This window comes from Sorangium sp. So ce381 (genome assembly GCF_051473845.1).
In the GTDB taxonomy this organism is placed as follows: domain Bacteria; phylum Myxococcota_A; class Polyangia; order Polyangiales; family Polyangiaceae; genus Sorangium; species Sorangium atrum.
Genome location: NZ_CP150336.1, coordinates 7,489,066 through 7,515,754 on the forward strand (window position 1 = coordinate 7,489,066; position 26,689 = coordinate 7,515,754).

At 71.6% G+C, this 26,689-nt stretch carries 18 protein-coding genes and 1 pseudogene; 9 read left to right on the forward strand and 10 right to left on the reverse strand.

What is annotated here, in order from left to right; all coding sequences use genetic code 11:
- Positions 1 to 415 precede the first annotated feature (415 nt).
- On the forward strand, positions 416 to 4,645 hold the full coding sequence (locus WMF29_RS27860; protein ID WP_437323172.1) for a TOMM system kinase/cyclase fusion protein: 4,230 nt from the start codon (positions 416 to 418) through the stop codon (positions 4,643 to 4,645).
- Positions 4,646 to 4,790: 145 nt separating this feature from the next.
- Positions 4,791 to 5,240 carry a BMA_0021/BMA_0022 family TOMM bacteriocin gene (locus WMF29_RS27865; protein ID WP_437323173.1) on the forward strand — a complete coding sequence of 150 codons (450 nt, stop codon included), beginning with the start codon at positions 4,791 to 4,793 and terminating at the stop codon, positions 5,238 to 5,240.
- Between the two features lies 1 nt (position 5,241).
- Here WMF29_RS27865 and WMF29_RS27870 read toward each other — a convergent pair whose 3' ends face one another.
- Positions 5,242 to 6,414, reverse strand: a complete 1,173-nt coding sequence (locus WMF29_RS27870; RefSeq protein WP_437323174.1) for an amidohydrolase family protein — start codon at positions 6,412 to 6,414, stop codon at positions 5,242 to 5,244.
- A 674-nt stretch (positions 6,415 to 7,088) separates the two neighbouring features.
- On the opposite strand from WMF29_RS27870, the gene WMF29_RS27875 reads away from it, so the two are divergent.
- Complete coding sequence (locus WMF29_RS27875; protein WP_437323175.1) at positions 7,089 to 8,195, forward strand: sensor histidine kinase; 1,107 nt, start codon at positions 7,089 to 7,091, stop codon at positions 8,193 to 8,195.
- 289 nt (positions 8,196 to 8,484) lie between these two features.
- Here WMF29_RS27875 and WMF29_RS27880 read toward each other — a convergent pair.
- Positions 8,485 to 8,661: pseudogene (locus tag WMF29_RS27880) on the reverse strand (hypothetical protein); the annotation flags it as partial.
- Between the two features lie 202 nt (positions 8,662 to 8,863).
- On the opposite strand from WMF29_RS27880, the gene WMF29_RS27885 reads away from it, so the two are divergent.
- Positions 8,864 to 10,717, forward strand: coding sequence for a sigma 54-interacting transcriptional regulator (locus WMF29_RS27885; protein ID WP_437323176.1), 1,854 nt, complete (start codon positions 8,864 to 8,866; stop codon positions 10,715 to 10,717).
- A gap of 16 nt (positions 10,718 to 10,733) precedes the next feature.
- Here WMF29_RS27885 and WMF29_RS27890 read toward each other — a convergent pair whose 3' ends face one another.
- The 3 genes from WMF29_RS27890 to WMF29_RS27900 all read right to left on the reverse strand — a co-directional run bounded on the left by WMF29_RS27890 (position 10,734) and on the right by WMF29_RS27900 (position 15,076).
- On the reverse strand, positions 10,734 to 12,227 hold the full coding sequence (locus WMF29_RS27890) for a flavin monoamine oxidase family protein (RefSeq protein ID WP_437323177.1): 1,494 nt from the start codon (positions 12,225 to 12,227) through the stop codon (positions 10,734 to 10,736).
- A 65-nt stretch (positions 12,228 to 12,292) separates the two neighbouring features.
- The gene (locus WMF29_RS27895; protein WP_437323178.1) at positions 12,293 to 13,774 is read right to left on the reverse strand and encodes a hypothetical protein; all 1,482 of its coding nucleotides are present in this window, start codon (positions 13,772 to 13,774) and stop codon (positions 12,293 to 12,295) included.
- A gap of 504 nt (positions 13,775 to 14,278) precedes the next feature.
- Positions 14,279 to 15,076 carry a sensor histidine kinase gene (locus tag WMF29_RS27900; RefSeq protein ID WP_437323179.1) on the reverse strand — a complete coding sequence of 266 codons (798 nt, stop codon included), beginning with the start codon at positions 15,074 to 15,076 and terminating at the stop codon, positions 14,279 to 14,281.
- Between the two features lie 836 nt (positions 15,077 to 15,912).
- Here WMF29_RS27900 and WMF29_RS27905 point away from each other — a divergent pair.
- On the forward strand, positions 15,913 to 17,088 hold the full coding sequence (locus tag WMF29_RS27905; RefSeq protein WP_437323180.1) for a lactonase family protein: 1,176 nt from the start codon (positions 15,913 to 15,915) through the stop codon (positions 17,086 to 17,088).
- Positions 17,089 to 17,497: 409 nt separating this feature from the next.
- Here the strand turns inward: WMF29_RS27905 and WMF29_RS27910 are convergent, their stop codons facing one another.
- Positions 17,498 to 17,962: a nuclear transport factor 2 family protein gene (locus WMF29_RS27910; protein ID WP_437323181.1), complete on the reverse strand. Its 465-nt coding sequence runs from the start codon at positions 17,960 to 17,962 to the stop codon at positions 17,498 to 17,500.
- A 36-nt stretch (positions 17,963 to 17,998) separates the two neighbouring features.
- On the opposite strand from WMF29_RS27910, the gene WMF29_RS27915 reads away from it, so the two are divergent.
- Together WMF29_RS27915 and WMF29_RS27920 are read left to right on the forward strand one after the other, a co-directional pair.
- Complete coding sequence (locus WMF29_RS27915; protein ID WP_437323182.1) at positions 17,999 to 18,682, forward strand: TetR/AcrR family transcriptional regulator; 684 nt, start codon at positions 17,999 to 18,001, stop codon at positions 18,680 to 18,682.
- 553 nt (positions 18,683 to 19,235) lie between these two features.
- Positions 19,236 to 19,490, forward strand: a complete 255-nt coding sequence (locus tag WMF29_RS27920; protein ID WP_437323183.1) for a hypothetical protein — start codon at positions 19,236 to 19,238, stop codon at positions 19,488 to 19,490.
- Positions 19,491 to 19,553: 63 nt separating this feature from the next.
- Here WMF29_RS27920 and WMF29_RS27925 read toward each other — a convergent pair whose 3' ends face one another.
- The gene (locus tag WMF29_RS27925; protein WP_437323184.1) at positions 19,554 to 20,894 is read right to left on the reverse strand and encodes an Acg family FMN-binding oxidoreductase; all 1,341 of its coding nucleotides are present in this window, start codon (positions 20,892 to 20,894) and stop codon (positions 19,554 to 19,556) included.
- A gap of 5 nt (positions 20,895 to 20,899) precedes the next feature.
- On the opposite strand from WMF29_RS27925, the gene WMF29_RS27930 reads away from it, so the two are divergent.
- Positions 20,900 to 21,862, forward strand: coding sequence for a LysR family transcriptional regulator (locus WMF29_RS27930; RefSeq protein WP_437323185.1), 963 nt, complete (start codon positions 20,900 to 20,902; stop codon positions 21,860 to 21,862).
- 117 nt (positions 21,863 to 21,979) lie between these two features.
- Complete coding sequence (locus tag WMF29_RS27935) at positions 21,980 to 22,900, forward strand: transposase (protein ID WP_437323186.1); 921 nt, start codon at positions 21,980 to 21,982, stop codon at positions 22,898 to 22,900.
- Between the two features lie 140 nt (positions 22,901 to 23,040).
- Here the strand turns inward: WMF29_RS27935 and WMF29_RS27940 are convergent, their stop codons facing one another.
- The 3 genes from WMF29_RS27940 to WMF29_RS27950 are packed head-to-tail and all read right to left on the reverse strand — an operon-like array spanning position 23,041 to position 26,601.
- Complete coding sequence (locus WMF29_RS27940) at positions 23,041 to 24,828, reverse strand: hypothetical protein (RefSeq protein ID WP_437323187.1); 1,788 nt, start codon at positions 24,826 to 24,828, stop codon at positions 23,041 to 23,043.
- Positions 24,815 to 25,654 (reverse strand): S8 family peptidase, encoded by an 840-nt coding sequence (locus WMF29_RS27945; RefSeq protein WP_437323188.1) that lies wholly within the window; start codon positions 25,652 to 25,654, stop codon positions 24,815 to 24,817. Before WMF29_RS27945 ends, WMF29_RS27940 begins: the two co-directional genes overlap by 14 nt.
- On the reverse strand, positions 25,651 to 26,601 hold the full coding sequence (locus WMF29_RS27950) for a hypothetical protein (protein WP_437323189.1): 951 nt from the start codon (positions 26,599 to 26,601) through the stop codon (positions 25,651 to 25,653). The genes WMF29_RS27945 and WMF29_RS27950 overlap by 4 nt, the downstream gene beginning before the upstream one ends.
- Positions 26,602 to 26,689 lie beyond the last annotated feature (88 nt).

Here is a 26,689-nt window from a genome sequence, read left to right on the forward strand (position 1 = left end):
CCGTTCGCCGCGACTCGCCCGGTCGCCGCGACAGCAGCCACAATAGAAGTTTGTGGCCGAATCGAACACGCAAGAGGAGCTCGGCCGCCGCCCCGCGAGGGGCGCGCTCGCGCACGCCGGCCCGCCTCCACGAAGCCAAGCCCGACGGAGCCGACCGGACGCGAGCGCCTTCCGGGGTTTCTTCGCCGCAGGCACCGGAACCCGGTCGGCATCGACGGACGTCGACGGAGTACCACCCTATATGGACCAACGTGAGCAGCGAGGTCGGCCGCGGACAAGCTGTGCTGACGAGATCGACAGCCGCTCTGTCCAAACGCTTCATCGATGAGGCGGGCCGGCCGGCGCAGCGCGCCGCCCTCCCCGGATCACGCCCGCTCCTCCGGCCGCGCCGGGCCGCCCGATGGAGGGAGATGGGATGAGCCACAGCGCCATCGCGTCGGGCGCCGTGTTCCAGGAGCGCTACGAGATCGTCTCCGCGCTGCGCGAGAGCGGCTTCGCCGACGTCTACAAGGGGCGTCAGCTCGCCACCGGACAGGCGGTGGCCATCAAGGTCATGCACCCGATCCGGGGCTGCAAGCCCGCCGACGTCGCGCGGCGCTGCGCCCGCTTCCACCAGGAGGCGCGGTTCTGCGCGCAGCTCCACCACCCCAACATCGTCCGGCTCATCGACGCCGGACAGGCGGACGACGGCACCCTCTATACGATCTTCGAGTTCGTGCCCGGCCAGAACCTGGCGGAGGTGCTGGCCGAAGAGATCGCCCTCGATCCGCGCGAGGCGCGGTACCTGATGCTCCAGGTCCTCGACGCCCTCGGCTGCGCCCACGCGCAGAACGTCGTCCACCGCGACCTCAAGCCGAGCAACATCATGATCGTCTCGACCGGCGCGCGGCGAAACGCGCTGGTGCTCGACTTCGGCATCGGCGCGGTCATCGCCGGGGCCATGGAGGGCGTCGACCCCAAGCTCACCCCGAGCAACGAGATCCTCTGCACGCCCGCGTACGCGGCGCCGGAGCAGCTCCTCGGACAGCCGGTGAGCGTGCGTTCGGACCTGTACGCCTGGGGGCTCGTCTTCCTCGAGTGCCTCACCGGCAGGCCGTCGATCACGGGCAGATCGGTGCAAGAGGTGCTCTTCCGGCAGGCCAGCCCCGAGCCGATCCCGATCCCCCCGGCGCTCCTCGGGCACCCGCTCGGCGCCCTCCTCCGGCGCGCGACCCTCAAGGACATGTCCGCGCGCGTCGTCACGGCCTCGGGCCTGCTGCGCGAGCTCGAGGCCTGCGACGTGGACGCGCTGAGCCGCGAGGACCTCGCCGAGCCCGCGCGAGCGCGGAGCTCGCCGTCAGCCCCGATCCGAGGCGCGGCGGACGCGAGCCCGTGGCGCCGCGTCGCGAGCGAGACGGCGCCGCTCGACGCGCCCCCGCGGGAGCCCCGGGCGCTGCCCGGCGACAACGCGGCGGCCGAGACGATGCCGTCTCCGGCCACGCCCCGGCGCGTGGAGGCGCCGGCCACGCCGGGGCCCGAGGGACCGGAGCTGGAGCGACCCGACGGCGAACGGCGGCCCCTCACCGTCGTCTGCTGCACCTTCACCGCCTCGGGCCCGGGGCTGAAGACCACCGACGTCGAGGAGATCGACGATCTGCTCGACGAGCAACAGGACGTCTGCGCCGAGATCGCCCGCCGCCACCGAGGGCGCTTCGCCGGCGCGCTGGGGGATCAGGTCCTGCTGCACTTCGGCTATCCCTCCGCGCAGGAAGATGACGCCCGGCGCGCCGCCCGCGCGGCGCTGGAGATCGCGGCGGACGTGAAGGCGCGCAGCGCGCGGCTCACGGCGGCGCGGGGCGTGGCGCTCGAGGTCCGGATCGGGCTCCACACCGGCCTCGTGGTCGCAGGCCAGCTCCAGCGGCACACGCAGCACCTCGGGACGACACCGCAGATCGCGGCCCGGCTGAGCGCGATCGCGGCGCCGGGCACGGTCGTGGTCAGCGGCGAGACCTTCAGGCTCCTCCGGAGCCGGTTCGCGCTCGAGCCGATGGCGCCGCCCGATCTCTCATCCGTCGCGCGCCCGCTCGCTGTCTACCGCATGGGGCAGGAGATCCCTCCCCCGGCCCAGGACCAGGACATCGCCGGCCGCGACACCGAGCCGCTGATCGGCCGGAGCCAGGAGCTCGATCTCCTGCTCCAGCGCTGGGGCCAGGTCCGGCAGGGCATCGGGCAGAGCATCCTCATCACCGGCGGCCCCGGGATCGGCAAGTCGCGCCTCACCGGCGAGCTCGCCCGGCGGCTCCGCGGCGAGCGGCACAGCTGCCTCGAGTGCCGCTGCGTGCCCGATCAGCGGAGCAGCGCCCTCTACCCGTTGATCGAGCTCCTGGAGCGGCTGATCGACACCGGCCGGGACGACGCGACGGGGCGCCGGCTCGCCCGGCTCGAGGCGCTCCTCTCGCGCCGCGGCTTCGATCTTTCGGAGATGGTGCCGCTGCTGGCGGCGCTGCTGTCGATCCCCCTGGAGGGGCGCTACGCCGCCCCGCTGGATCCGCCGCCGCGGCAGAAGGAGCGGACGCTCAACGCGCTCGTGATGATGCTCTTCGACATGGCCGAGGAGCAGCCCGTCCTGTTCGTGGTCGAGGACCTGCAGTGGGCCGATCCGACGACCCTCGAGTGGCTCGGCGTGATGATCGCCGACGTGCCGTCGGCGCGGCTGATGGCGGCCTTCACCGCGCGGCCCGAGTTCTCGCCGCCGTGGTCGATGTCGGGCATGCTCCAGATCCAGCTGAGCCGCCTGGATCGGTCGGACGTCGAGCACCTGGTGGCGCGCCTCGCCGGCGGCCGCGCCCTGCCCGAGCCGGTGCTGGCGCAGGTGGTCGACCGGACCGACGGCGTCCCGCTCTACGTCGAGGAGCTGACGCGGATGATGCTCGAGTCCGGGGCGCTCGTGGAGGAGGGGGACCACTACCGCCTCGCCGAGCCGCTCTCGGCGCTCGCGATCCCCACGACGCTGCGGGGCCTCCTGGTGGCGCGCCTCGACCGGCTCGGCAGGGCCAAGGAGACGGCCCGCATCGCCGCGGCGCTCGGCCGGGAGTTCTCCCAGGACGTGCTCTGCGCCGTGTCCACGCTCGACGGGGAGCATGTCCAGGAGGACCTCGAGCGGCTGATGGCCGCGGATCTCATCCACAGGAAGCGGCGGCTGAACAACCCGACGTACCAGTTCAAGCACGTGCTCATCCGGGACGCGGCCTACGAGTCGCTCTCGAAGCGGAGCCGGCGGAAGGTGCACGCCACCATCGCCCGGACGCTCGAGGCGCGCTTCCCCGAGATCGTCGCGGCGCGGCCCAACCTGCTCGCGCACCACCACGCGGCCGCTGAGCAGCTGGAGCGGGCGATCGCGTACGCGGAGATCGCGGCCGAGCGCGCGCTGAAGCGGCCCGCGAACGCCGACGACACCGAGGCGATCGTCCACGTGACGCAGGCGCTCGGCTGGCTGTCGGCCATCGCGGACGCGCGGGAGCGCGCGCTGGCGGAGCTGCGCCTGAACAGCCTGCTGATCCTCGCGCTCATCGGCCGGCGCGGGTACATGCCGAAGGAGCTGGAGGCGGCGGTCCACCGCTGTGAGGAGCTGAGCGACGAGCTCGGGGAGAGCTCGATGACCCCGCCGACGCTGTGGGCGATGTTCTGGTACCACCACATGCGGAACCATCGCCCCGAGGCGCGGGCGATCGCGGAGCGGTGGCTCGACCTGGCGAGGCGGTCGCAGGACACCGGGCAGCTGGTCTCGTCGATGGTGCTGCTGGGACAGTGCTCGTTCTTCGAAGGAAAGCTCGCAGAGGCCCGCCAGCAGCTCGATGGCGGCATCGCGCTCTACGACCCTCGGGCACATCGGGAGCACGCATTCTTCTACGGCGTCGATGTCAAGGTCTGGGGCCAGTACACGCTCGCTGTGGTGCTCTACCTGATGGGCTTTCCAGCCCAGGCGCTCGCCCACGGGCAGGCCGCGGTGGCGTGGGCGCGCGAGCTCGATCACCTGAACAGCGTCGGGATGGCGCTGCTCCACCTGGCCGGCGTCTACCACTATGGCCGCGAGCGGGCGCAGGTCGCCGCGGTGACCGACGCCGTGCTGCAGCTGACGGAGCATCATCAGCTCTGGTTCAAGGTGCACTGCTGGGCCCTGCGCTGCTGGGCGCAGCGCGATCTCGAGCAGCTGAGGCAGCACGTCGAGGTGATCCGGGACGCCGGCCAGAAGACAGGACTGCCGTACTGGCTCTCGCTGGTGGCGGAGCTCGAGGCCGAGCGCGGACAGCACGAGGCCGCGATCGAGCAGCTGGCGAGCTGCCTTCTGCTCGCCGAGGAGTCGGGGGACGTGTACTACCTCCCGGAGCTCTGCCGCCTGAGGGCGCTGTCTCTCCGCGCCTCCGGCGCCGACGCCGAGCAGGAGAGCGAGCGGTGCTTGCGGCGATCGATCGCTGTCGCGCGGGAGCAAGGCGCGCGGACGTTCGAGCTGCGCTCGACGCTGGCGCTCTGCCGGATGCTCGCGCAGCAGGGCCGGCGCGACGAGGCGCGCCGCCTGCTCGGGGAGATCACCGACTGGCCCGCGGAGTGCGCCGATCTTCCCGATTTTGCCGAGGCGCGAGCGCTGCTCCAGGAAATGATTGATTGATCTGCCCCGGCGCCGCCTCGGTCGCTCTCATCGCGTGTGCATTTATCTGCATTGGATGCGCGCAGGGCTCGACGGCGCGCGGCGCCGGTTCCATGAGCCTCATATCCCACGCCAGGACCTGCGGCGCCGGCAAGTGGAGGGTGCCATGTTTTCCCATCAGTCATCCAAGTACACGTCCAGGATGCCGAACACCGACGGCGAGCCCACGCATCTCGACGAGGAGGCGCGCCCCCCGAGCGAGCGAGGCGCGATGGAGGAGGGTCTCCTGGAGCTGGAGGGAGCGTGGCTGCGCGCCGTCGCGATCTGCTGGGAAGACCCGACGCAGCTCGATCGGCTGAAGAGCGACCCACGGGGCTTCTTGATGGCGTGCTGCGGCTATCGGCTGCCGCCGGGGATCGACCTCACCATCCGCGAGGCGCGGGAGCCAGGCTCGCCGGGCGGCGACGCGCTGCGCTTCTGCGAGCAGCGCAAGGGCTGGGACCCGTCGGCGCGCGCCATCACCCTCTATGTCCCACCGCCGCCGGAGCTGGACGATCAGCCCGTCGCGCTGGCCGAGCTCGCGAGCGACCCCGGGTCGGTCGGCGTCATCTGCTGAGTCATCCGTCGATACCGTAGAAGCTGGCGGCGTTGTCCCATAGGATCTTGCGGAGGCCCTCGCCGGGGAGCCTGCGGCGGAGCGCGAGCGCCCGCTCCACCATGCCGGCGTCGTGATCGATGTGGGGGAAGTCCGTCCCGAAGATCGCCCTGTCCTCGCCGAGCCACGGGATGGCCTGCTCCAGGCACGGCTCGTCCGGCTCGATCTCGACGAAGCACTGGCGGCGGAAATACGCGGACGGGTCGCGGCGGACGTGCGGCGCGACCTCCTCGGCGAGGCCCCGGTACTCGATCTCGTCGAGGCGCCAGAGCCAATAGGGCAGCCACCCGCAGCCGGCCTCGAGGAAGGCCACCCGCAGGCCGGGGTGGCGCTCGAGCACGCCGCCCTCGATCAGCGCGAGCAAGGCCATCATCTGCTCCATGGGATGCGAGCAGGCGTGCAGGGCAAAGCGGGTGCGGAAGCGATCGGCGCCGGCCGCCGGCAAGGAAGAGTGCGTGCCCTCGTGGATGGCGACAGCGATCGAGCGCCGCTCGCACTCGGCCCAGAACGCTTCATACGCAGGGTCGCCCAGCGTCCGCCCCGCGACGGGGTTCGGCCGGAGCACGACGGCGCGGAAGCCGAGCGCGGCCGCGCGCGAGAGCTCGGGCACCATCTGCGCCGGATCGTGCGGGCTCATCAGGGCCACGCCCCGGAGGCGCGAGGGGTCGTGATCGCAGAAGCCCCGTAACCACGTATTGTACGCCCTGGCGAACGCGCTCCCCAGGGCGGGCTCCAGCCCGGTCATGCCGAGGAGCGCCAGCGCGAGCGTCGGATAAAGGAACGCCACGTCGATGCCCTCGCGATCCATGTCGTCGAGCTGCGCCCGCGGCTGATCGAGCGGCCCGAGCGACGCGAGCGCCCCGAGCCGCCGGCGGCCGGCAGCGGCGATCACGCGCCTGGTCCGCGCGCTCATCCGGTGATGGACCGGCCGGCCATCCACCATCGGCTGCGGTGCGAGCCGGAGCAGCCCCTCCGGCCCGAGGTGCGCCACGCGGTCGGCCAGGGGTTCGCCCTCGCCTGCGTACGCGAGGTAAGGCGCGTGGGCGCGGAGCTCCGGTTCGAGGTGGTCCTTCCACAGATCGAGCGGCTCGATCACGTGACGATCTGCGTCGAGGATGCGATAGCCGTCGCGCACGGGACATCTCCTCTTCTGCCGCTGCTGAATCCCCTGGACCTGGCCTGGTGCCGCGGTCAGAAATCCTGTCAGCATTTCTGCGACGACGCCGCGAATCCGGACAAAATTCCAATAATTTCAAATAGTTCTATATCGCTTAAGGCCGAGCCAGTCTCCGGCGTGACCCGACGCGCCGCCTGTAGCCGTCGTGTCGCTCGCTGCGGACGGACGGACGGACGGACGGATAGACCGCGCCCGGTGCTTGGCCGTTCAGCGCATGGACGAGCGACGCGTCGTCGCACGGTGATTCTGCGTCGCCGGTAATTCTGCACGAATCACCCGAATCACCCGGAGCGCTGCGTCGAGGGAATACCCTGTCGCAACGCGGGGTTGGGCATGCTGGAAAGCCCTGCTGAGGAGACCGGGAACGGGGGGTTGCGAAGGGCTCGACCCAACGGCCTTCATCGGTCCCGAGTTCGCAGCCCCGTTTGCGGAGACCCGTGCGCCGCTGCGGGGCGGTTCGAGCGCGCGGTCGAGGTCCAATGCGCCGACGCTCTCGAGCGGATCATTCCGCCCACACCCTCTCGCAGTGACAGCGCAATGCGAGCCCGGTTGCTTGCATGGCCCACCAGGCGGGGCCATATTCGTCCAAAGTGACAATCTCCCTGGAAGCGCGCTGCTCAAGCTCACCCGTCGTGCGCTATGGCGTACCCCTCATTGCCGGCGCAATCGCATTGACACTCGCCATCAGCATTCCTTCAGAACTTCCGCTGAAGCTCCCGCTCCTCCAGCTTTACGCGATGCTCATCATTGCCAGCGCATGGCTTGGCGGATTCTGGCCGGGGCTCATCGCCACGGTGTTTTGCACTGTTGGAGCCAGTTACTGGCTCGAGCCGCGCGGGCTCTTGCTCCAGATCCACCATTCAGTCGACGTTGTCGCGCTCGTCCTGTTATTCCTGATCGGGGCGGCGCTCAGCGCTCTCGGCGAGAACGCACGCAAAGCGGTCCGCTACGAGCGCACCTCGCGCGAGCTGGCCGAGAAGGTTGCCGAGGCGGAGCGCTCCGCTGCGCAGGCCAGGGAGGACATGCTCTCGATGGTCGCTCATGACCTGCGCGATCCGCTCGGCGTCATCGATCTGAACGCCGCGCTGATCTCGAGGGCTTCGACGGCAGAGGGGAACGCGGAGATCTCGCGGCGCGCGGCGCTCGTTCACCGGACGGCACAGCGGATGGAGGGAATCATCCGCAACCTGCTCGACGTCGCGCGGATCGACGCTGGAGGGTTCTCCCTCGACATGGCGACTGAACCCGTGGAGCCTTTGCTCGCCGAAGTGGTCGAGGCCCATGTCGACCACGCAAAGGTGAGAAACATCCAGCTCCAGCACGATGTTCCGGCAGGGACCCCGCACATACTCTGTGACCGTGCTCGAATCCACCAAGTGCTCACCAACCTCGTCATCAATGCGATGAAGTTCACGTCGACCGGAGGGAAGGTGGCCCTACGTGCCGGCGTCTCAGGCCGCTTCGTGCGATTCAGCGTGACGGATACGGGAGTCGGGATCGACGGCGACAAGCTGCCCCGAATATTCCAGCGTTACTTCGGCGAGGAGCGCACGCGCGGCGGGGGAATCGGACTAGGGCTCTTCATCTCCAAATCGATCGTGGAGGCGCACCATGGCACCATAGAGGCTGACAGCAGGGTGGGCCATGGGTCTACCTTCTCGTTTACCGTGCCTATCATCGCTCAAGCCAGCGCCACGGAACCGACGACGACGAGCGCAAGCGGCTCGGGGAACGGGTAGGCTTCGCTCGGCCAGGCGCGCGCGTCGCAGGGGCTCGTCGCCCTGGTAGGTCGCGCTGTAGCGCTCGATCGCCTCGCACAGCGCGCTCGCCCTGGCCTGGGCGAGGGGGCGGCCCGTGCCGCCGCTCGCCCGGTGGAAATCGCCGAACGCAGGGGCGTCCCCCGCCGGCCCAGCACGGCCGCGCGCCCGGCCGGAAGACCGGGCCGATCCACGGCTCGACCCCGCCGGGCTTGGAGACCTCGCCGTCGAGCGCGGCGACGAGCTCGTCCGCCGTCCGCCGGCCGTCGAGGAGCGGCCTCAGGAGGAGATAGACACGGCCGCGGAGCATGGTGCGCTCACGCTCGCCGATCAGGAACACCGTCTCCTTGTCACCACCGAGCTCGACGTTCAGGTGGTGCTTGAATTGCAAGGTGCTGCGGGTGCATTGGACGCGTTGGAGGCGCGGGGTGCGTGGGATGCGCTTCATGAACACCGGACCCTGATGGACAAAGCTGGTGGGTCACGCCCGCCGGAGACGCCCGTGCTGGTGCGCAATTCAGCGTCAGCGGGCGCCTGCCCGGAGCGCGGGCGGGCGGGCTCGCCGGCGCGCGCCGCGGCAGCGCGCGGACGGGCGCGGCGCGCCGCCCGCGAGCCAGGAGGCGAGGTCGTGTGAGAAGGGGGTGAGCAGCGTGGCAGTCATTCGCGAGACGGACATCGGCCCGGAGACAACGCCGCTGTCCAGCAGCTTCATCGATGCGATCCAGGGTGTCAGGCAGGACGATCGACGCGTCGCCCTGCTCGTCTACCACCGCGACGGCGCCGAGCGCGCCGTGCTGAGCCCGGGCGTGCCGGTCGTGATCGGCCGCGCGCCGCCGTCGCAGGTCCAGATCGGCGACGTCAGCCTCTCGCGCGAGCACGCCCGCTTCACCCAGTCCGGCGACAGGGTCGTCATCGAGGACCTGCGCTCGACCAACGGCACATGGCTCGGCGGCGAGCGCATCACGCGAGGCGAGGTGAAGCCGGGCGAGGAGGTGATCCTCGGGAAGGTGGTGGTCGCCGTCCGCTCGATCACGGCGGCCGAGGACGAGCTGCCAGGGCTGATGAGCCACGAGCAGCTCCGCGTCGCCCTCGAGGAGGAGGTGAAGCGCGCGCGGTACTTCGGGCGGAGCTTCGCCGTCGTGATGGCCCGGGTCGCCCGCCAGCCCGGCGCCCACGTGAGCCACCTGTTCCCGCGCGTGCGGGCGCTGCTGCGCCCCGTGGACCGGATCGCGCTCTACAGCTCGGACGTGGTGGCGGCGCTGCTGCTCGAGGCCGGGGCCGAGGTGGCGCTCGACGTGGCGCGCGCGCTCGCCGCGCCGCCCGGGGGCGGGTCGCCCGTCGTGCTCGCGGGCTTCGCGACGTTCCCCGACGCGGGGACCGTGGCGGAGGAGCTGCTCGATCGGTGCTGGAGCGCCGTGCGCAGCGCGACGGTGGAGCAGCCGGTGCGCTCGGCGCCGGGCGGGACATGGAAGAGCAGCCCGGGCCCCGGCCACGCCGAGCCGGTCGTCGTGAGCCCCGCGATGCGCCGCGTCTTCGAGATCGTCAAGCGGGTCGCGCGCTCGTCGATCCCGGTCCTCCTGCTGGGCGAGACGGGGACGGGCAAGGAGGTCGTGGCGCGGGCGATCCACGACAGCGGCCCGCGGAGCGGCAAGCCGATGGTGTGCGTCAACTGCGGGGCGATCCCGCAGCAGCTCGTCGAGAGCACGCTCTTCGGCCACGAGCGCGGCGCGTTCACCGGCGCGTGGCAACAGCAGCGAGGGGTGTTCGAGGCGGCCGACGGCGGGACGGTCTTCCTCGACGAGATCGGCGAGCTGCCGGCCGTGGTGCAGGCCGCGCTCCTGCGCGTGCTCGAGACGCGGCAGGTGACCCGCGTCGGCTCGAACAAGCCGATCGACGTCGACGCGCGCGTCGTCGCGGCCACCCACCGCGACGTCGAGGCGATGTGCGCGTCCGGCGCGTTCCGGAGCGATCTGCTCTACCGCCTGAACACGATGACGATGACGATCCCGCCGCTCCGGGCGCGTCCGGAGGACATCGAGCCGCTCGCGCTGCGCTTCCTCGACCAGGCGAACCAGGCGAACGGCCGGTCGGTCCGCGGCTTCGACGCCGGATCGCTCGCGCGGCTCCGGGCGTACTCCTGGCCGGGGAACGCGCGGGAGCTGCGGAACGCGATCGAGCGGGCCGTGGTCATCGCCGAGGGCGAGTGGATCGCCGAGCAGGATCTGCCAGAGCGCGCCCGGGCGACGCCCACCTCGGAGCCGGCGGCGGACGGGGAGCCGCCGTACCAGGTCGGAGAGCTCACGGCCGCGCCCCCGGGCGGGGACTACCTGAAGACGCGGCTGCAGCGCTGCGAGGCCGAGCTGATCGTCGAGGCGCTCCGCAAGGCGAGCGGGAACCAGACGGAGGCGGCGCGCGCGCTCGGCATGCCGCTGCGCACGCTCGTGTACAAGCTCAAGGCGCTCGGCATCAAGCGGCTCGGGTACGCGCCCCCCCGGGAGCCGTAGCGCGCCGCATCGGTGCTCAGGGCACGGTCTGGAGCGCGCTCTCGGCCGAGCGGAGCGCGCCCTCGATCCCCTGATAATCGCAGTAGGCCTCGCCGCAGACATGGACGCTGCCGACAGGCGCGGCGCTGCCGGGGAGGTCGAACGCCCTCAGCCTCTCGAGGACCTCCCACGACCTGACGCCTGGCCGCCAGGTATGGGCCCCCGCCCCGTACGGCTCCCGGCTCCAGTCCCGGATCGCCCAGGTCGTCACGGTCCCGGCGGCGCGCTGCCGCCCGGCCGGGTCCTGGAGATCCACGCCGAGGTATTTCAGGAGCTGCCGCTTCAGCGCCTCGCTGCCGTCGATCTCCGCGCGATCGTGGGCCTCGCCCTGGACATAGACCTTCCAGAACTCCGTGGCCGGTCGATCGGTGTAGAGCATGATCATGCCCTTGCCGTCGCTCTCGCGGTAGGTGGTGTGGACCTCCCTGGCGGGCATCAGCGACGCGTTCCTGTGGGGCGGCGTGCGCCCCGTCCACCACGGCGCGTCCGTGACCAGGAAGCACTTGAGGAGCGGAAACCCGAAGACCGCGTCGAGATCCCGCTGGATCTCCCGGGAAAAACAGCCGGCGAGCCGCATCAGGGGGCTGCGCGGCAAGGCGAGGATCACGTGCTTGGCGACGGCCTCCACCGTCTCTTCGCCGCGGGCGAACTGCAGGCGGATCTTCCCCCCTTCCGCTGCCGCGAGCGACGTGAGCGCGTGGCGAAGGTGGATGGCGACCTGCTCGGGGCGCCGCTCGAGCTCCCGCACCAGGGCGAGGGGCAGCGCCCGCGAGCCGCCTTCGATGCTGACGAGCGAGGCGTCCCCCTCCCCCTCGCTGGACAGCGCGCGAAGCCAGAAGACGATCCAGTCGATGGCATTGGGGTTCTCCGGGATCAGGTGGAAGAACGTGCCCTGATCCCGGATCGCGAGCACGGCCCCGTGGCTGAGGACGTCGCTCAGCGCGTTCCAGAACCCCTGTTCGTAGAGGAAGGCCCCTCCCAGCGCGGCGCCGCGGCGCATGCTGGCATAGTCGTCCTCCGCGAGGCTCCTCAGCCACTCCCGGTGCTTCTCGTCCCTGGGGTCGTCCGGGTTACCGGGGCTCGCCCACGGGGTATCCTTCAAGATCCTCAGGATAGCGAGCTTCATCAGCTCGAGCGTCGTATGGGGTCGATGAGCGGGCCCGGCCTCGTCGGGGGCGAGGGAGAACCGCGGCCCCTGGACGGGCTCGGCCGCATACGGGGTGAACGGCCTGGTCTTCAGGCCGAGCTCGTCGAGCAGCCCCATCAGCAGGCGCTGCCGGCGCTTCTCGAAGCGCATGGGGCCGCACTCGGCGAGGAAGCCATCGAGGTCGACCGTCTCGATCCGGCCCCCGAACCGCTCCGAGGCTTCGAAGAGCCCGACGGTGCGGCGGGGGTGCCGCCCGGCGAGGCGAAAGCTGCAGTAGAGGCCGGTGATGCCGGCGCCGACCACGATCGTATCGAACTCTTGCACGCGGCTCCTCCTCGGTTCCTGGACAGGGGTCGAGGCCGGCGTCCCCGCCGGCCTCCGCGGCGCAGTCACGCGTCTGCTCGCTCGGCACAGGCGCCGCCCATCTCGGCGCCTTCCTGCGTCGTTTCATAGAACAGGAAGCGGCCGGTGGTCGCCTCGCAGACGGCCTGCCAGCCGCGCATCCGCCCGACGACATCGAACGAGAGCCCCCAGCGAGGCGTCTCGTCGATCACGCGCACGCCGAGGGCGTGCATCGGCAAGAGGGCGACCGGCGCCAGGGCATGGAAGACGCTGAGGGCGGGCCGCGGGCAGCCGGGCTTGGCGTGGACGCTCGCGCGGAGGTAGCTCGCGCTCGAGAAGCCGAGCCCGTCGACCACGCGCTCGATCAAGCCGAGGCCCCGGATGCCATGATGGTTGATGGCCATGTAAAGGGGCGTCACCTCGTCGGTCGCCGCCTGGAAGGCCCTGGCCTGGGCGGCGAGCCCGGGGGGGATCCCGTCCGGGTGCCCTGCCACGGCGGCATAGAACAGCACCGCCTCGTCCTCGTCGGAGAGGCCACAGTCCTTGATGAACATCAGCGACCTCGACTGGGCGGCCGCCGCCTCCCTCACCGCTTCATCCTCCGCGATCGAGGCGACCACCTCCGCGACGCTGCGATCGATGACGCTGCTCCAATCCGAGGGGAGGTGCGCGAGGGTATCGGCCACGATCACCTCGTCATGGATGCCGAGGCGGGGTAGATCGCGCCAGAGCTGCTCGAGGTGGCTCCGGACCTCGTCCGCGCAGAAGCCCATGTCGCGGGTGTGAAGGCACGTATCCGGCACGACCACCACGTGGGCGCCGCCAGGGTGGAACTCGCGCAGGACGCGCGCCAGCGCGGCTCGCATCTTGATGCCGAGGAACTCCGCGAAATCGGGCCCCCGGCCGAACCTGCCTGTCTTGAGCGGCACTGGCACCTTGCCGCCGCCCTCCGGCATGGCCAGCACGATCGGCTCACCCATCCGCACCACCCGCTCGAGCCGAGCGTCGAACTCCGCCATGTCGCGGGGGCACTCGAACCGGGTCTTGCTGGTCTGGATCGAGGCCTTCTTGATGATGGCCTTGAGCTGGGCGGCCCTGTCGCTGTGTCGGGCCCCTGCCTTTCGCAAGCAGTCCTCGAAAGGCCGGATCGCCTGATCGAGCTCACCGAGGAAGACGTCGATCTCGGCAGGCCCGGCGAAGCGGACCGAGGCCGCAGGTAGCCTGCTTCCGGACAGCACGCGCCGCTTCGCGGCGAGGAGCTCCGGGGCCTTCGCGAGGCCGGCGGCCGGCTGGGTCACGGCGCTCTGGTAGCGAGGGACGGCGGTGCCGCGGCCAACCTCCCGCTCCCCGTCGAGCGCCGCGAGGTCGGTGGCGCCGCGGGCCTGCGCCGCCGCGCCGCCGGTGGGCCGCGCGCTCATGGGACGACGCGCGCCGTGAGCCTCGGTGTTCTTCGCAGCCTCAGACACGATGGTGGGGTGACCTTTGCCGAACACAATGCGGATGAGGTCGCTGGTCGCTTCGATCTTCATGGTTCTCCGTGCGACGCGGGCGCCACGGTGGCGCCCCATCGTTCGATCGGCTCCGCTTCGATCGAGCATTCGTCGAAGGCGGATTGCCTATCTGGCCCTAGCTCTCATGTGAGCGAGAGCACATCCCGTGCCGGTCGCGCCCACGCAGATTCGCCGGGATATCGGCGCGCGGGCCGCGCGAACGGGGATGAGCGCGCGGGCCGCTACGCGATCGAGCAATGGATTGCGTACCAGGGAGGGCGCGCCGCGTTGTCGACGGGTGATGGGGTCGTCGGCGAGGCGGGAGATCATGAGATCTCGCGGCGAGCGGCCAACTCGCGCCGTCGCGTGCCCGTGCGGTCTCGCGCGGCGGACCTCGCGTGGAGGGGGATGTCGGGCGCGCCGCGCGCGACCGTGAGCTCACGTCGATGGTGGGGGATGCGCGGCGCCTCGCGGCGTGGGCGGGCGCTCAACGAGGGATGGGAGGGTGATGGCGTGTGGGCGGGCGTCGAAGGAGCGACGGTGTCAGGGAGCGAGCGCGATGGTGGCCCGACTGGCGGGCTCGGGCTCGAGGGGGAGCTCGACCAGGAACGTCGAGCCGCAGCCCGGCGAGCTCTCCACGCCGATGGCTCCGCCGTGAGCGCGCACGATCTCGCGCGCGATGTAGAGCCCGAGCCCGAGGCCGCCGAAGTGCACAACGCCGCCCGCGCGCTCGAAGCACCTGAAGATGCGGGCCTGGTCCTCCTCCGCGATGCCCGCGCCTTGATCACGGACGAGGAGCTCCGCCCCGCCGGGACAGGCCTTCACCTCGATGGATACCGGCCGGCCTGCGCCGAACTGGATGGCGTTCTTGACAAGGTGGAACACGAGGCGCCCCATCTGCTCGCGGTCCCAGCGGCCGACGATGCCCTCCGGCGCGTCGATGGAGATCGTGGAGGACGGGGAGCGGAGCTCCACCGGGAGCCCTGCGATCACCTCCCGGACGAGCGCCCCGAGATCGACGGTCTCGCGCTCGGGATCGAGCGGGCCCGCTCGGAGCCTGATCGCCTGGAGCATGTCGTCGCAGAGCCGGGTGAGGCGGTTGACTTGCCGGCCGACGACCTCGAGCGAGGCGACCCACGTTGACCCGTCGTCCGCACGCTGCTCGCTCAGCCGCTTCATCCGCTGCACCTGCAGGTTGAGCGAGGTCAGCGGCGTCAGGAGCTCGTGCGACGCGAGCGTGAGGAACTCGTCCCGAACACTGGCGCCCGCGTCAGGCTCGCAGGCGCGGGCGGGCCGGCGAGCTTCGGGGGTTGCAGTGAGAGGGGCGTTCGAGACGGACATGGTTCAACTCCCGTTGGAGAGTGGATGGACTTTTGCGATCGCGTCCGAAGCATCGGCGATGCCACGCGTCATCGCCCTCGGAGAAGCGCGGTTTCGGCGGCATCTCGCGCGGGCTCCAGGCTGCCGAGGGCGGGTGTGTCATGGCGCCCGGCGAACGGTTGCTCAGGTGCGCAAGAAGCAGAGCCGATGCTGCGATCGGCAACGCCAGGCTCGTCCGTCCGGGATGGAACGGCCTGACCCAGGTTGGGGCGACCCAGGTTGGGGCGACCCAGGTTGGGGCGGCGGCCCGACCCAGGTTGGGGCGGTGGACCCAGGTTGGAGCTGCGACCCGACCAGGGGCTGCGACCCGACCCAGGTTGGGGCTGCGGGGCTACCCGACCCAGGTTGGGGCTGCGGGGCTACCCGACCCAGGTTGGGGCTGCGGGGCTACCCGACCCAGGTTGGGGCTGCGAGGCTAACCCGACCCAGGTTGGGGCTGCGGGGCAACGACCCGCTGCCCAACCGCCGGCGGAGCGGTCAACGCCAGCGGAGGCGTCGTCGATCCCTCGTTACGCGAGGCAGGGTCACGCACGCGCGCCGACCAGGCTGCCGCAGGCGGATCGACGCACAGCTGAACGGCTGAGGCGCGCCGTAGCGGACCGGTCGACGGCAGCGAAACCGCGGAGGAGCTGCCGCGTAGCAGCCGATGAACCCGCCCGACGGAGCGCGCAGAGCCGCGCTCCCGTGAGCTCGGGGCGCGCAGTGCCCGTCGTCACGACGGAGATGCGCCTCCACGATCGACGCACCGACAAGCCCGCGCCGCTGGGTTCGCGGCGCCATTCCCCAGGAGCTTTCTCATGGTTCGCAGCACGATGAGCATCACGGCCCTGAGCTTCGGTCTCTTCGCGGTGGGCGCGCCCGGCGACGCCATGGCGCACGGCAGCGGCGTCCACCGGCACGGCCAGATCTTCGTCATGACCAACGCCGGAGACGGCAATTCCGTGATGGAATATGATCGGGCGGCGGACGGCTCGCTCTCGTATGCCGGCACGTACGCGACCGGAGGGCTCGGCGCGCCGACCCGGCCGATCAACGCGCTCGGATCCCAGGGCTCGCTCGTCCTCAGCGACGACGGGAAGCTCCTGTTCGCCGTGAACGCGGGCAGCAGCGAGGTGTCGATGTTCCGCGTCGGCCCCCACGGCCTGACGCTGCTCGACGTGGTCGACTCGGGCGGCGACTTCCCGGTGAGCGTCGCCTCGCACGGCGACCTGCTCTATGTCCTCAACGTGGGTGGCGAAGGCAACATCGCCGGCTTTGAAGTGAACCCGTGCGGCGAGCTCGTCCCGCTCGACGGGTCGAGCCGCGATCTCGGCCTCGGCGGCACGACACCGCCGTCGCTCGGTGCTACGCCGGGTCAGATCGGCTTCTCTCCCGACGGCGAGGTGCTGGTCGTGGCGGGCAAGGGGTCCAATCAGCTCCAGGTGTTCCCCATGAGCGGCCGCGGGCTGCCCAGCGACGCGCCGGTCACGACGATCTCCAGGGGCCTTGTCCCGTTCGATTTCACCTTCGATCGTCGCGGCCATCTCATCGTGGCGGAGGTCGGCGGCGACGGCATGCCCGCGACCGGCGACACGAGCGTGGTGTCCTCGTATAAAATCGGGCCCGACGGGAGCCTCGCTGTCATCAGCGATACGGTCGACACCTTCCAGCGGGCGACCTGCTGGATCACCGGCGCCCCTGGGAGCCGCTATGTCTTCACGGCCAACACGGGCAGCAACACGCTCTCCGGGCTCCAGGTCGACGCGCGTGGCGCGCTGACGCTGCTCGACGACGGCGTGTCCGCCTCGTTCCCCACCGGAACGGCGCCGATCGACCTCACGATGACGCGCGACGGCCGCTTTCTGTACACCCTCAACGCCGGCGCCGGGACGATCGCGGCATTCCAGGTGAGCCGCGACGGCGGCCTGATCCCGCGAGGCGAGGCGGGTGGATTGACGCCTGGAGGCGGCGCCCAGGGGATCGCTGTGAGGTGAGGCTCGTTCCTGGCGGGCGACCCGACCCAGGTTGGACAACCCACCCTGGACAACCCACCCAGGTTGGGTGAACGGCGGCGGATCCTGGCCGTCGGGACAACCCCACCCAGGTTGGGTGAACCGGCGGCGGATCCTGGCCGTCGAGGACGGTGGCCCGGGCATCGAGGATCCCGGGCAGCCCTGACGAGGGGGTCGTCGGGTGCCGGGTCGACCGGTCTGGGTCTCGACATCGTCCGCCGCGTCGCCGCCACCACCGGCGGGAGCTCGACATCGGACACAGCCGTCTCGGTGGCGTGCGCATCGCCCTCGTCTTCAGGCAGCCGGCGGAGGAGAAACAGCCGCGCCGCACCGGCGCAGCAGGCACCAGGCCGAGGAGATCGGCCGCAAGGCGGCCAAGGAGACCTGAGCGTTACGGGGTGGGCGTGCCGGTTCCGCCGAGGTCCTCGGGCGTCAGTTTCAGCGCCTCCGTGATCGCCAGGACGTCCTGGTACTCGCGCCAGCTCTTGATCAGGCCGTCGCGGACCCGCAGCACGCCGATGAGGGTCGTCGAGGCGCGCAGGCCGGTGGTGGTGACCGTCCCGCCGAGCTCGTATTCGACGACGATGACCTCAGGGTCGTCGGTCTGATGGGTGGCCAGCTCGCGGAACCTGTCGAAGCACACCGGCAGGACCGCGCTCCTGGCTTCGTAGAACGCCAGCCACGCCTCGCGGCCTTCGTGACGTCGCATGCCAGGAGGGGAGAACGGGGTTTCGACCACGATGTCCTCGGCCAGCAGTTCGGCCGGGAGGAGAGTGGGGCTGTCCCCGAAGAGTGCTTCCTGCATGCGCCGGTAGATCGTGAGAGGTCCCGCGGCGCCGGTCGTCGACTGGGGCATGGTTGAGGCTCCTTGACAGTAAGCTGAGTTTGACTCATGATCAACATGGTGAGTCCGACTCACTTTGTCAAGAACGGAGTGCCGATGGATCGAGACGGTGTGCCGCCCGCCGGCGGCGGTGCCGGTGAACGACCGGTTCGCGCCGACGCCCGCCGCAATCGCGCGCGCATCCTGGAGGCGGCCGAGGCGGTGTTCGCCGAGCAGGGTGCCACGGCCTCGACGGAGGCCGTGGCCGCGCGCGCCGGCGTCGCGATCGGCACCGTGTTCAGGCACTTCCCGACCAAACCCGAACTGCTCAAAGCCGTGGTGATGAACCTGCTGGACCGGCTCATCGCTGAAGCCGACGCCATGGTCGGCGACCCTGACGCTGTCGCCGCCCTGTTCGAGTTCTGCGCCCGCGTCATGGAGATCGGCGCCCAGAACAGGGCCGTGTTCGCCCGACTCGCCGAGACCGGGGTCCAGGTCCGTGTCGGCGACGCCCTGACACGCCTCCGGCCCGCCGTCGATCTGCTGCTCGAACGCGCCAAGGAGGCGGGCACCGTCCGCGACGACTTGCTCCCCGCCGAGCTGGTCGCCCTGCTCGCGGCGATCTGCCAGGAGGCGATCACCGACGAGTGGAGCGAACCGTTCCGGCAGCGCGCGCTGACCATCCTCTTCGACGGCATGCGACCGGCCGCGGCCGGAGAATCGATCGCTCGAGCGACCCGAGCGCGCCGATAGGCTTGGACGAGCTCGGCGTGGGTCGTGCCGCTCCTCCGCAAGAACGAGGCGGCGAGCGCCACCTTCGCCGACATCCTGCGCGGCGAGGGCATCCAGGACGGCGCCGCGGCGACCTGACCCAGGTTGGGGCTGCGACCCAGGTTGGGCATCCAGGACGGCGCCGCGGCGACCCGACCCAGGTTGGGGCTGCGACCCAGGTTGGGGCTGCGACCCGCTGCCCCAACCGCCGGTGGAGCGGTCAACGCCAGCGGAGGCGTCGTCGACCCGCTGCCCCAACCGCCGGTGGAGCGGTCAACGCCAGCGGAGGCGTCGTCGGTCCCTCGTCCCGCTCGACGGGTCGAGCCGCGATCTCGGCCTCGGCGGCACGACACCGCCGTCGCTCGGCGCTACGCCGCTACGCCGGGTCAGATCGGCTTCTCTCCCGACGGCGCGGGGCTGGTCGTGGCGGGCAAGGGGTCCAATCGACACGGTCGACACCCTCCAGCGGGCGCCCTGCTGGATCGCCGGCGCCCCTGGGAGCCGCTATGTCTTCACGGCCAACACGGGCAGCAACATGCTCTCCGGGCTCCAGGTCGACGCGCGTGGCGCGCTGACGCTGCTCGACGACGGCGTGTCCGCCTCGTTCCCCACCGGAATGGCGCCGATCGACCTCACGATGATGCGCGACGGCCGCTTTCTGTACACCCTCAACGCTGACGCCGGGACGATCACGGCATTGCAGGTGAGCCGCGACGGCGGCCTGATCCCGCGAGGCGAGGCGGGTGGATTGACGCCCGGCGGCGGCGCCCAGGGCATCGCCGTGAGGTGACGGTCGTTCCTCGGCGTCCAGGGTTTGCCGCCCTGGGTCAGCACGCCAGCCGGGGCGCGGCGCTCACGCGGCGCGGATCACCTCCTCCGCGGCGCGGCGCGGGCCGCATACGCCCTCTCGCTCCGGGAAGCCCAGCCGGAACGCGAAGGTGAGCTGCCGGTCGCCCAGGCCGAGCGCCTCGGTGAACGAGCGCTCCATTGCCGGTGCTCGTCCGAGCATACGCTCCCGGTCGATGATCTCCGGCACCTGGTTCAGCGGGTGCATCGCGATGCCGCGCGCGGTCGCCCAGAGATGCATGCGTTGCCACAGGCGCCCGGCGCGGAGCGTCGAGCCCAGATCGTAGCGGTCGCGGACCGCGATGACGCCGATGGCGGGATCGCCGGCGAGATGGACCTCGCGGGTGACGCGGAGCCAGTCGTCGTGCATCTGCTCCGCCGACGGACGCGGCAGCAGCTTGACCGCCGCGGTGAGCAGCGGACCCAGCCCCATCACATCGAGGGTCAGCCCGTCCCGATGGCTCGGTACCGCCTCCGGCGCCAGCCTGAACCACGCGTCGCTGTCCCGCACCATCGCCGCGTCGCGGACGATGGTCTCGGTGGCGCGCAGCGTATGAGCGGCGAAGCTCTCGCGCTGCTCGGGGCGCTCCAGCCAGACGATCTCACCGTCCGAGCCCGCTTCGCTCAGGCGCGAGAGCTCCTGGAGCGCCGATACCGGCACGCGCTGCGCCTGGTACGGGCCGCGGTTCGTGTGTCGCCGTGCGATGACCTCCGCGAGCGGGGACTCCGCTGCGCCTGGCTCGATCCGGACGCTCGCCACCCGGATCGCCCGCGGAGCGGCGCGCTCGAGACCGCGCGCTCCCTCCGGGTCGGAGCCCCGGAGATGACCGGCTTCGAGCTCGACGCGGGGCGCCCATCCCATTGAACCCGCCGCGAGCGCCAGGTTCTCTATCGCGCAACCGAGCCCGATGTGCATCTCGCGCAGGAACGGATCCATGGTGCCGAGCGATCGAGACCTGTCCGAGAACACGTCGATGCGATCCGGGTGGACCTCGAACAGCCAGGGCTGCGTGTTGTGCGGGCTCGCGGCGAGCACCGCCGCGCGCACGAGCTCGGCGAGCTCGCCGCCGCGCTGCCCGCGGAACGCGGTCCACGGCGCGAACGGCTCGCCCGTCCGAGCGTCGAACACACCCCGACCGGCCGCGTACCAGCCCGCTCCCGCGGCCACGGCGAGCGTCGCGACGCCTTCCAGCAGGCGCCGCCGCGAGACCTTGAGTTTCCTCTCCATGATGCGCTCCATCCTCCAGAGGACGTCTGGCCGGGCTCCGCGAGCGACGGCCATTGCCCAGAGATTGAGGCGGTTCGAACGATTAGTACAGGCTATCGCTCTACTATGATGTATTAGCAAATCTAATGATCGAGGCGCTCCCCGACGACCTGAATCTCCTGCTCGCGCTCGACGTGCTGCTGCGGGAGCGGCACGTGACGCGCGCTGCGAAGCGGCTCGGCATCACGCAGTCGGCTGCGAGCCAGCGGCTCGGACGGCTGCGCGAGTTCTTCGGCGATGCGCTGCTCGCTCCGGGGCGGCCGCTGCTCGCCCTCACGCCGCGCGCCGAGGCGCTCGCCGATCCGCTGGCTCAGGCGCTCGCGAGCCTGCGAGCGGCGGTCCAGGCCGGCGCGCCGTTCGACCCTGCGACGTCCGAGCGCCGCTTCGTGCTGCTCGGCAACGACCTGCTGGAGGCGGTTGCGCTGCCGCGGCTCTTGCCCATGCTGGCGCGCGAGGCGCCGTACATCACGGTGCAGGTCGACCGCGCCGAAGCGGACTTCGTGAGGCGGCTCGAGCGGGGAACGGCGGATCTGGCGTTCGTCCCGGAGTTCCTCGTGCCCTCGTCGTCACGACAGCTGCGCTTGCCGGAGGAGCGATTCGTGACGCTGATGCGCAGCGACCATCCTGCAGGGACACAGCGGCTGACCCTGGAGCGCTATCTGGAGCTCGGGCACGTGCTGATCGCTCCGCACGGCATGCCGGGCAGCCTGGTCGATCGCGCGCTGGAAGCTCGTGGGCGGCGCCGGCGGATCGTCGCGCAGATCCAGCACTTCGTGACGGTGCCTTTCCTGATCGCGGCCTCGGACCTCGTGGTGACGTGTCCAGCGACCGTCGCGGAATTGTCGACGCCCTTCGGCCTACGCGCGGTCCGGCCTCCGGTCGAGCTCGGCGTGGACCGATCTTCGGCTGTCTGGCACGAGCGCGTGCACGACGATCCAGGCCATCGCTGGCTGCGCTCCTGGCTCAGCAAGGCGATCCGCGCGGGCGCGAGGACCCGACCCAACCAGGTTGACCCGACCCAGGTTGACCGGAAGGGCGACCCAGATTGACCGACCGCAGGGGTGGTTGAGCACAGTCCGACATGGCGCCGCCACCAGACGGCACGGGTAAGTACTTGAAATCGTTCACCGCAATCGCCGGCACGGCTCTTGGAGTTCTGCACGACCATGAGCCAGCCTCGCCAGATCGCGCCCGGCGCAACCTACCTGATCACCCGTCGCGTCCTGCGCCGGCATCTCCTCTTTCGCCCCGATGCAGCCATCACTCAGCTCTTGGTCTACGCCCTCGCGGTCTCGACCCGTCGCTACGGCATCAGCGTCCACGCGCTTTGCGCGATGTCGACGCACCTGCACCTCGTCGTGACCGATGCGAACGGCGTTCTGCCGCGCTTCCTGCAGTTCTTCCATCGCATCGTCGCGCTGGGCACGAAGGTGCTTCGCGCGTGGGAAGGGCCGGTATGGGACCATGAAGCCACGAGCGTGGTGCGGCTACTGACACGCGCGGCGGTCGTGGAGAAGATCGCCTATGTCCTCGCAAACCCTGTGGCCGCTGGACTCGTCCCGCATGCGCATGAGTGGCCGGGCGCCAAGGTGAAGGTGGGCGAGATCGGCCTGGGCGTGTTGTGCGCAGCGCGTCCCGCCGCATACTTTGACCCGAAAAATCCACAGTGGCCGGAGGAAGCGATACTGTCACTCGCGCTGCCGCCGACCATCGACCATGACCGCGCGGAAGACTTTCGCCATGCCATCGCCGCCGAGCTCGAGAGGCAGGAATTGCAGGCGCAAGCGGAGGTGAAGCAGCAAGGGCGCCGCTTCCTTGGCGCGGAGCAAGCCGGCAAGGTCTCACCTCATGAGCGCGTCACGAGCTTCGAGGCGCCGCGCTCTGGCAATCCGACGTTTGCTGTCGGCCGCAAGCAGGGCGACGCATGGCGCGTGGCTCGTGCCGCTGTGCGCGGGTTTCGCGCCTTGTACCGCGCGGCGCTCGATCGGTGGCGTGCCGGAGTGCGCAGCGTGGTATTCCCGGCAGGGACGTGGTGGATGTGCACGTTTCACGGCGCCAACACGGCCGATGTCGTGCTCACGGTGTAGGTGCTTCGAGGGTGGAAGGATAGCGACAACCTGGGTGAGGTAGGATAGCGACAACCTAGGATAGCGACAACCTGGGTGAGGTAGCGAGCGAGGGTGGAAGGATAGCGACAACCTGGGTGAGGTAGCGCGCGGCTCGCGGGTCAACCTGGGTGGCTCGGGTTGTTCGTGACGACAAACCCCAGCGCCTCCACGCTGGCGCGGGCGTCGCCGTCCCAGCCGAGCTGCGGATCCAGGCGAAGCTCGCCCGGCGCGAGCACGGCGGGCAGCGCCATCAGACCAACGAGCTCGACCGCATCGAGCTCCGCGCCGGTGTCGCCCGCGAACGGCGGACACAGTACACGCCCTGCCGGCGCGAGCGCCAGCGCTGCGCGCAGCGGCTCGCCCAGCGTCGCGCGCAGCACGGCTAGATCGTTGCCGATGGCGGCTGGCGTGGCGGCCGCGGGCCAGATCCAAACCGTGAAGCCGGGCAGGTCGGCCACGCAGACCGCCATCGCGCGCTCGGGGGGGAGCGCGCGGCCACGGGTGCCGAGTGGCGATGCCGCGATCGCCGCGACGATGAGCCCCGGCCGGGCGAGCGTCAACGCTGCGAGCCGACCGAGGTTGCGCTGAGCCGCCGTCCGGCGAGCGGCAATCGCGGCAAGGTGGTCGGGACGATCGTAAACGAGCTCGACCTCGCGCTCCATCGCCACGTGAGGCGACGTCTGCGCCGCCGCGGCGAGCGCCCGCTCGCGGACCTCGCCATCCGGCGCCGGCCCTCCCGCCTCCGAGAGCGGCTCCGCTTCCTCGATTTCCAGACGCTCCCGGAGCAGCTGCGCCACCCGCGAGGACAGACCCAGGGAGCCGAGCGACCAGGCGGCGGAGAACCAGTCCGCCGGCTCCGCGAGCCCGAGCGCCTCGGCCGAGGCGCAATCCCAGGCGGCGAGCGCCTCTCCGAGCGGAAGGCCGAGCGCGCGGAAGAGCGCGCCCGCCTCGTCGAGCGCCGCCGCCGCGCCCGGATCGCCGAGATCCCGCCGCGCGCGCCCGATCGCCCTCGAAGCGTAAGCGACCCAGGTTCGGAGCGGCGGCGCGGCGCGCTCCGCAATGTCGCGGGCGGAGGTCGCCAGCACAAGGGCGTCGTCGGCGCGGCCGAGCTCGAGCGCAAGCTCCGAGAGGAACGTGAGGGCGCGCGCGCGGCCGAACGCGTCGCCGAGGCGCGCGCACAGCCACTCCTGTCGCTGGAGCGGGGCCCGGGCGCGCTCCAGGGCGCCGAGGCCGAGCGCCGCCGCGCCGAGCTGGCCGCAGGCGATCGCCTCGCCCACGGAATCGCCGCGGCGGCGGTGGAGCTCGGCCGCGTGCTCGAGCAGCGCCTCGGCCGCGCCGTGCGCGCCGAGGGTCACGTAGAGCGTGCCGAGCGAGTTCAGGATCTGCGCGCGCTCGCCGAGGAACGGCTCCGAGCGGCGCAGCGCCGACAGCAGCGTGCGCTGCGCAGCCGCCGCGTCGCCGAGGAGCCGCTCGGCCGTACCGCGGTAGTGGGCGGCGACGACGGCAGCGCGGCGGCCGGGATCGCCTGCGGCCGCGATGGCGTCGAGCTCCGCGATGGCGGACGCACAGGCCGATCGTACGTCGCGGCGCAAGCGCGCGAGCGCCGCCTCGCACCGCGCGAGGTCACGGGCCTCGGTGGCCCCTTCTCGGTCGAACGCGGCGACAGCGCCGTCGAGGTGCAGGACGGCGGCGTCCAGCGCTCCCTCACGCAACGCGAGCGCGCCGCGCCCAAAGCCGAGCGCCGCCGCGACGAGCGGGCCGCCATGAAGCGCCGCCGCCGCAGGATCGCGGCCGACACCGAGGAGCGCCTCGACGCGGTCGAGCTCGGCGCGGACCTCTGCGCCCGGCGCGCTCCGCAGCAGCCGTGACAGCGCCGACACGCTTTCGATCGGATCAAGCGGGAGCACCGCGCTCCTCCACCCCCTCGCCGCGCGCCCCGCGCGCGAGCCCGTGCAGCGCCGCCTTCACCGCCTCGATCGAGAGCTCGGGCCAGGCGGCGCGGATGCGCGCGACGTGCGCGGTCACGTGGGGCGCAGCGAACGACGTGCCGGTCCAGCGCCGCTCGCCGCCGCCGGGCGCGGGCGCGAGCACGTCGTCGCCGGGCGCGAGGATCTCGTGGTCGAGCGTGAGCTCGCTCCGGAGCGCCTCCGGGTCCTGGAAGGCCCCTCTGCCGACGCCGATCAGCGACTTGAAGCGCCCTGGATAGGTGCGGAACGCCGCCGCGTTCGGGCCGGCGGCCACGAGCACGACCTCCGCGGTGTAGGCGGCGTCCGCGACCTCGTAGAGCTCGACCAGCGAGCGGTAGTCGCCCGGGCGGAGCGGCGCGTTCTTCGGGATGTCGATGCCGAGGCTCAGGTTGACCACAGAAAATCGCTCGCGGACGCAGAAGCGCAGCGCGGCGACGAGCCCGTCACGCGAGCACCGCCCGCCGTCGCCGAGCGCGCGGACGCTCGTGATCTCGGCCGCGGGCGCCATGCGGTGGACGATGCCCGCGCACGCCGTCCCGTGCCCGCTGAGATCTCCCGGAGCGCACGGCGCGACCCCGTACGCGCCGCCGCCAGCGCCGCGCTGGACCAGGGCGACGTGCCGCAGCGCCGCTGCGCGCAGCGCGGGGTGTGAGGCATCGACGCCGGAGTCGACCAGCGCGACGCGCACGCCGGCGCCGCTTCGCGAGCCCGGGCGTGGGGCACCGTGGAGTTCGCCGCCCGGTCCTGCCGGAGAAGCCGTGGTCACGCGGAGCTCCCCTCCCCTGCGGAGGCCGGCTGCCCTGCATCGCCGGCGCCGCTCGCGTAGGCGTCGATCCGCGCGAGGAGGTCGAGGGCCAGGCGGGCCTCCGCCTCGCCGCGCTCGGCGAGCCTCCCCACCACTGCAGCGAGCTCCAGGCGGCGGCGGTACTCGGGCGTGAGGCGCAGCGCGTGGATGTGCCGCTCCAGCGCCGCGCGGAGCGAGGTCGGCGGCGGGGCCGCTCCTTCCGGGATGGGAGGCTCCGCGCCCGACGCTCCCCGCCGGCCCGGCCCCGCCGCCGGCTGGCCTGGCGCCTGCGCGAGCAGGTCGGGCATCGCGCGCGCGAAGAGCTCGAAGACGACGCGCTCGGTGCGGAACGACTCCACGGTGAGCGCGAGGACCTCGGCGAGCCGCTCGGCCATGTCGAGCTCCCGCCCTCCGAGGGGCGCTTCGTGCGAGAGCAGCGCGGCGCCGCCGACGATCGCGTCGCCGACGCGGATCGGCACGAAGATCGCGGACGCCGGCGCGGCGGCCAGGAGCGGCCGGAGCGGCGCGATCATCGGATCGCCGTCGGACAGCTCCACCGCGTGCCCGCCGCCGCCGCCGAGCAGGTACGCGAACGGGGTGCCGCTCGGCGGCAGCTCCGCGCCCGGGGCGCGGAAGCCGACCGCGTCGGCGACGACAGGGACCGTGAGCCGCCCGAGCGTTTCCATCTCGAGCGCGACGAGCGCCTCCGAGCACGGCATCGCGAGGCACGCGAAGCGCAGGTGCTCCCCGAGGCCGCGCACCCGCGCCTCCACCGCGCCGAGGAGCGCCGCCGACTCGACGGTCGAGAGCAGGTCGCGGAGGCGCGCCGTGAAGGGCGCGAGCGGCGAGCGCAGCGCGTGCGGGTGGGGCGGGAGGGCCCGCGCCGGGGCGGGCGAGACACCCGGCGCGGAGCGGTCGGCGAGCGGCATGGGCCGCCGATGCTACCGCCGGATCGCGCCGGAGCGAACCGCCATGACACCCGTGAGATCCGGTTGACGTACCCAGCTCCTCTCCTAG